This is a genomic window from Microbacterium sp. (assembly GCF_036566905.1).
Taxonomy (GTDB): Bacteria; Actinomycetota; Actinomycetes; order Actinomycetales; family Microbacteriaceae; genus Microbacterium.
The window spans coordinates 1-6,340 of the sequence record NZ_DATCVK010000086.1; the positions used below are offsets into that span (position 1 = coordinate 1).

7 protein-coding genes are annotated in these 6,340 nt (G+C 71.1%); 1 reads left to right on the plus strand and 6 read right to left on the minus strand.

What is annotated here, in order from left to right:
- A partial coding sequence (locus tag VIP82_RS06680) for a PucR family transcriptional regulator (protein ID WP_331906901.1) occupies positions 1 to 577 on the plus strand: 577 nt, incomplete at its 5' end.
- A gap of 11 nt (positions 578 to 588) precedes the next feature.
- Here VIP82_RS06680 and VIP82_RS06685 read toward each other — a convergent pair.
- From VIP82_RS06685 to VIP82_RS06710, 6 genes are all read right to left on the minus strand, one after another.
- Positions 589 to 918 (minus strand): cupin domain-containing protein, encoded by a 330-nt coding sequence (locus VIP82_RS06685; RefSeq protein WP_331906903.1) that lies wholly within the window; start codon positions 916 to 918, stop codon positions 589 to 591.
- Entirely contained in the window at positions 915 to 2,345 is a 1,431-nt protein-coding gene (locus VIP82_RS06690) for an NAD(P)/FAD-dependent oxidoreductase (protein WP_331906905.1), read from the minus strand. Before VIP82_RS06690 ends, VIP82_RS06685 begins: the two co-directional genes overlap by 4 nt.
- Positions 2,346 to 2,471: 126 nt before the next feature.
- Entirely contained in the window at positions 2,472 to 3,032 is a 561-nt protein-coding gene (locus VIP82_RS06695; RefSeq protein WP_331906907.1) for a cysteine hydrolase family protein, read from the minus strand.
- A gap of 25 nt (positions 3,033 to 3,057) precedes the next feature.
- On the minus strand, positions 3,058 to 4,713 hold the full coding sequence (locus VIP82_RS06700; RefSeq protein WP_331906909.1) for an amidohydrolase: 1,656 nt from the start codon (positions 4,711 to 4,713) through the stop codon (positions 3,058 to 3,060).
- Between the two features lie 26 nt (positions 4,714 to 4,739).
- The gene (locus VIP82_RS06705; protein ID WP_331906911.1) at positions 4,740 to 5,654 is read right to left on the minus strand and encodes an ABC transporter permease; all 915 of its coding nucleotides are present in this window, start codon (positions 5,652 to 5,654) and stop codon (positions 4,740 to 4,742) included.
- The coding region (locus VIP82_RS06710) for an ABC transporter permease (protein WP_331906913.1) at positions 5,651 to 6,340 on the minus strand (690 nt) is incomplete at its 5' end. The genes VIP82_RS06705 and VIP82_RS06710, both read right to left, overlap by 4 nt.

Here is a 6,340-nt window from a genome sequence, read left to right on the forward strand (position 1 = left end):
CGCGGGGTCGGCGCCTGCCGGTGTCGCCGCGCCCGCGGCCACGATGCTGGTATCGCTGCCGCCGGATGCCGTGTTCGACGATGCCGCCGTGGTGGCGTTCGTGCGGGCGCTCGTCGACGCCGCAGATGTCGAGCGTGTCACCGTGTCGGTCGGTCGCGGCGCCGAGGGCATCGACGCAGCCCTCGCCTCGGTGCACGAAGCCGTCGATCTGGCCGGTGGCCGACGTCGCCGGCCAGGACGAGGCCCGCACCTGCGTCGCGCCGAGAACCGCCCGCTGGTGCAGCTCGTCGCCGCCCTGCGCGATGACCACCGCGTGCTCGACCACGGCGAGCGCATGCTCGCGCCGCTCATCGCGCACGACCTGTCGCGCTCGGGCGATCTGCTGGACGTCCTCGAGGCGATGCTCGCGCACCCGGGCAACCGCACGGCGGCGGCGGGGGCATCCCATCTCTCCCGGTCGGTGTTCTACCAGCGCATCGCGCTCATCGAGGAGCTGCTGGGCGCCGACCTCGACGACGGCGAGACGCAGACCGCGCTGCATCTGGCGCTCCTGGTGCGGCGCTCCGCGGGCCGCTGACGCGCCGGCAGTCAGCCCGCGACGTAAACCTTCCGGAGCGTCTCGCGGACGGTCCACACCGTCCTCATGCCCGCGGTCAGACGGGCGACAGAGCCGGCGCTCAGCTCGATGGGTGCGAGGGCGGGGTCGTCGAACGACACGGTCGCCGAGCCCGAGAGCACCACGAACACCTCGTCGGCCTCGACGTCGGTCGAGACGCCCGGCGTGTGCTCCCACACGCCGATCGTGTCGGTCAGCTCGACGTAGCCGGTTTGCGGCGAGCCCTCCAGGACCTGTTCGGCCGGCAGCGGCTCGAGCGCGAGCACGACGGACGCGGCATCCGTCACGACTCCCGGGTTCACGAGTCGAACCCCAGTCCGACCGCGTCGAGCGTCTTCAGCAGCAGGTTGCGCCTGCCCTGGTTGTGGTCGGCGCGGTCCAGCGACCACCGCGTCGCGTTGATGCCGATCGCGGCGGCGGGCTCGGGCGGGAAGGGGAGCGGGCGCTTCTGCACCATCTCGAGCTCGGTGCGCTCGTTCGAGACGCCGTCGAGCAGGTCGAGCATGACCTCGCCGGCGAAGCGCGTCGACCCGACGCCCAGCCCGGTGAACCCCGCCGCGTAGGCGACGCGGCGCTCACGGGCGGTGCCGAAGAAGGCCGTGAACTGCGTCGAGGTGTCGATCGCACCCGCCCACTGGTGCGTGAACCGCAGCCCCTCGAGCTGCGGGAACGTCGTGAAGAAGTGGCTGGCGAGCTTCGCCCACGTCTCCGGTCGCTGCTCGTAGGCGGGGTCGACGCGACGGCCGTAGTGGTAGATCGCGTCGTAGCCGCCGAAGAGGATCCGGTTGTCCTGCGTGATCCGGTAGTAGTGGAACTGGTTCGCCAAGTCACCGATGCCCTGGCGGTCCTGCCAGCCGATCGAGGCGACCTGCGCGTCGGTGAGCGGCTCGGTCATGAGCACGTAGTCGTACACCGGCACGGTCATGAGCCGGTTGCGCTTGACGAGCGAGGGGAAGACGTTCGTGCCGAGCGCCGCACGAGAGCCCTCGACCCGGCCGTCGGCGGTGACAACGACGACCCCGGGGCCTGTCGTGTCGAGCCCCGTCACGTGGGAGCGCTCGAAGATCTCGACCCCGCGCTCCTCGCACACGCGGGCGAGCTCGGCCGCCATGCGGGCCGGGTGCACCATGCCGCACGCGTGCTTCTCCCAGACGGCGGCGAGATAGGTGGGGGAGTGGACGGATGCCTGTGCCTCGGCCCGGTCGAGATAGACGACGCCCTCCTCGCCCTCGGCGGCCCACTCCTTCAGCCATTCCACCTGGTGGGGTTCGACGGCGGGTGAGAGCTGACCGGTGCGCTCGAACTGGAAGTCCATGCCGTAACGGGCCTCGGACGCCTCGATGGCGTCGAGGTTCTCGCGACCGAGCCGGTCGAGCACCGGCATCTCGTCGGGCCAGCGCGCCATCCCGTTCTCGTGGCCGTGCGTGAGGCTCGCCTCGCAGAACCCGCCGTTGCGCCCCGAGGCAGCCCAGCCCACGCGCTGCGCCTCGACGACGACCACCTTGGCGGCCGGGTCGCGCTCGGTGGCGAGCAGGGCGGTCCACAGGCCGGTGTAGCCGCCGCCGACGACGACCAGGTCGGCGCGATGCGTGCCGACGAGAGAAGGCCGGTCGGGCCTCAGGCTCTCGGGGAGGTCGTCGCGCCAGAAGACGGAGTGCCTGGTGCCGGCGAGGGACTGCTGGACGACGGATGCTGCCGGCCGCTGTCGTTCGAAGACGGTCGTGCCCACGGTTATCAACTCCGATGCGGGTGTCTGGTGCTCCCATCCTCGCCCGTCGGCGGCGGCGGTGCGGGGCTCGCGTGTCGGAAGTTGTGCGTCGGCCGGACAGGTTGTCGTGCGGCGGCCCCGATCGGGTCAGGCCGCGGGAGCGAGTTCCGTGGCGAGCGCGTCGACGTCGGCGACACGGGCGTAGGTGCCGTCGAGCGCCGCCATGAACGCCAGGTGCACCTGGGCGCCCGGCACGGTGCGGCCGCCGTAGGCGAGGTCGGGTGCCGCGCACGCGTCCTGTGCGACGGCGAGGCGGAAGCCGAGATCGGATGCCGCGCGCACGGTCGCATCGACGCACATGCTCGACATCATCCCGGCGACGACGATCTCGTCGGGTGCTGCGGCGCGCAGGAGAGCCTCGAGCCCCGTGCCGAGGAAGGCGTTCGGCTCGTGCTTGACCACGACGTGCTCGGCACCGTCGGGCGCGACGCGCGGGTCGAACTCGACGCCAGGGGTCCCGGCGGCGAAGAACGCGGCATCCGGACCGTCCCACACGTGCTGGACGTGGACGACGCGCTCACCCGTCGTGCGGAACGCGGCGAGGAGCCGCGCGGCGGCATCGGCCGCGGCATCCGGGTCGACGAGCGGATGCCGCCCGCCCGGAAAGTAGTCGCGCTGGATGTCGATGAGGAGCAGGAGTCGGGTCACCCGCAACAGCATAGGGGCGGCCGTGTCAGGCATCCGGCGCGGCGTAGACGCGCGTGCCCTCGACGAAGGTCTGGAGTGTGCGGGTGGCGCCGATCTGGTCCGCGGGTCCGGCGAACGGGTCGCGGTCGAGCACGGCCAGGTCGGCGAGCTTCCCGACCTCGATCGTGCCCGTGGTCTCGTCGAGATGGTTCACCCACGCCGATCCGGCTGTATAGGCGGTGAGCGACGCCGCGAGGTCGATCGCCTGCTCCGGCAGGAACGCGTCGTACTCGCCCTCCTCCTGGCCGGGCGCTGCGGTGCGGTTCACGGCGGTGTGGATGGCCGCCATCGGATCCGGTGTCGACACCGACCAGTCGCTGCCGGCGGCGAGCACCGCGCCGGCCCGCAGCAGGTCGCCGAACGGGTACTGCCAGGCGCTGCGCGGCGCACCGAGGAAGGGCAGCGTCAGCTCGACCATCTGCGGTTCGTAGGTCGCCCACAGCGACTGCATGTTGGCCGCGACGCCGAGCCGGCGGAAGCGCGGCACGTCCTCGGGGTGCACGACCTGGATGTGCGCGATGTGGTGCCGGTTGTCGCCTCGGCCGTTGCGGGCGATGGCGTGCTCGACCGCGTCGAGGCACTCGCGCACCGCGCGGTCGCCGATCGCGTGGAAATGCACCTGGAAGCCCTCGGCGTCGAGGAGCGGCACGGCATCGTTGAGGATCTCCGGCGCGACGAACGAGATGCCGGAGTTGTCGGTGAAGTGGCCGTGGCCGTCGCGGTACGGCTCGAGCATGGATGCGGTGAAGTTCTCGGCGACGCCGTCCTGCATCACCTTGACGGAGGTCGCGGCGAAGCGTCCGCCGCGGTACCGCTCTCGGCGCTCCAGGATCGACGGGATCTGCTCGAGCCCCTTCGTGCGGTCCCACCAGATCGCTCCGACCACGCGCGCTGTGAGGGTGCCGTCGGCCGCCGCCGCGAGATAGGCGGGGCCGGGGTCGCCGGCATCCCCGTATGAGCCGACGATCGCGTCCTGCCAGCCGGTGATGCCGAAGGAGTGCAGGTACCGCTGGCCCAGCAGGAGTGCTTCGGTGAGACGCTCGAGCGGCTCCTCCGGCAGCAGGCGGTTGACCAGCGCCATCGCGCCCTCGTGCAGAGTGCCCGACGGGGCGCCGTCGGCGTCGCGCTCGATGCGCCCATCCGCGGGATCGGAGGTGTCACGGTCGATGCCGGCGCGACGCATCGCCGCCGAGTTCACCCACGCCCCGTGGCCGTCGCGGTTCGGGAAAAAGGCCGGGCGGTCACCCGTGACGGCATCGAGGGCGGATGCCGTCGGCGTGCCGCCGGGGAACGCCGACATCTGCCAGCCGCCGCCGAGGATCCACTCGTCGTCAGGGTGCGCGCGGACGTAGCGGCCGATGGCCTCGAGGTACTCCGACGCGGTGCTGAGCTCGGACAGGTCGCAGCGGAGCATGTCGAGCCCGCCCCAGACCGGGTGCACGTGCGCGTCCTGGAAGCCCGGGATCAGCATCCGTCCCCCGAGGTCGACGACCTCCGTCGACGGCCCGACGAGGTCACTGACGTCATCGCCGCCGACAGCCACGATGCGCCCGCCGATGACCGCGACGGAAGTCGCATGCGACCGCACGGTGTCCGCCGTGAACACGGGGCCGCCGGTGAAGACGAGGTCGGCGTGCGGCATGGGTCTCCTCTCGCTGAGACGTCCGGTCAGCCGCCGGTCATCGTGCGGGCGATCTGCGTCGCGGAGTCGCCGGCGCGCCTGAGCACGAGGGCGACGAGCGCGAGCGCGATGAGGGTCAGCACCAGCATGATCGTCGACACGGCGGCGATCTCCGGCCGCAGCCCCGAGCGCAGCGCGCTCAGCACGTACACCGGCCACGGAGTCGTGCCCGAGACCTGCACGAAGGCCGCGACGATCGTGTTGTCGAGGCTGAGCGTGAACGCCAGCAGGAAGCCGGCGAGCACCGCCGGCATCGCCAGCGCGAGGGTGATGCGACGGAACGTCGTGAGCGGCTTCGCGTACAGGTCGGCGGAGGCCTCTTCGAGGTTCATGTCCTGACCCACGAGGCGTGCGCGCACGATGTACGAGACCACGGCGGTCGCGAACAGCGAAGATCCGACCGAGAGACGCACGATGCCGTCGTTGAACATCGAGATGCCCAGATCCTGGCCGAGGAAGACCATCCAGGGCAGCAGCGCCACCGCGTCGACGATCTCGGGCGTGACCGACACCAGGAGCAGCAGCCCGAGGAACCACCACACCCACTTGCCGGGATGACGCGCCATCGCGATGCCGGCGAGCGTGCCGAGCACGGTAGCGATGATCGCCGCGATGAGCGCCGTGATCAGCGACACGCGGACGGCGTTCTGGATGGCCGGCTTCACCAGGATCGTGCTGAAGGCATCGAACCCGAAGCCGTCCCACGACACGAGGAGGCGTCCGCTGTTGAACGAGTAGATGACGATCACGATGATCGGCAGGAAAAGGAAGAGCATCACCAGCACGCCCCAGACGCCGAAGGCGACGTCCGACCACGACTTGCGCGCGCGCCGGCGGGGCGCTGCGGTGGTGCCCGCCTCACGGGCCTGGGCCTGCAGGATCGTCTCGGTCTGCGTGGTCACGTCGTCGCCTCCAGCGCGCCTGCCGGCGCGGCATCCGTCTTCACCGTGTCGGCCACCGGCCCCAGCACCAGCCGGCTGCGGGAGCGGAACGGCAGCGCGATCAGCCAGATGATCACCGCGAACGCGCCGATCGTCAGCATGATCACGAGCATGAGCAGCACCGCCATCGCGGAGCCGAGCGCCCAGTTCTGCGCCGTCTGGAACTGGCTCGCGACGAGCTGGCCGACCATGTTGCCCTTGGCGCCGCCGAGCACGGTCGCGGTGATGTAGTCGCCCATGAGGGGGATGAACACCAGCAGCACGCCGGCGATGATGCCGGGCTGCGACAGCGGCAGGGTCACGCGCAGGAAGGTGGTGAGCTTGCCGGCGCCGAGGTCTTTGGAGGCCTCGCGGAGGGCGGGGCCGACGCGGTCGAACGCGACGAACAGCGGCAGGATCATCAGCGGCAGGTAGTTGTAGACCACGCCGATGATGACCGCGGTCCGCGTGTACAGCAGCTCGAGCGGGCCGTCGAGCACGCCGATGCCCTGCAGCAGCGACGACAGCCAGCCCTCGGGCGCGAGGATCACCTGCCACCCGATCGTGCGCACCAGGAAGTTGGTCCAGAACGGCACGAGCACCAGGGCGATGAGGATGCCGCGACGCTGGGGCTTGACCTTGAAGGCCATCCAGTAGGCCACCGGCGC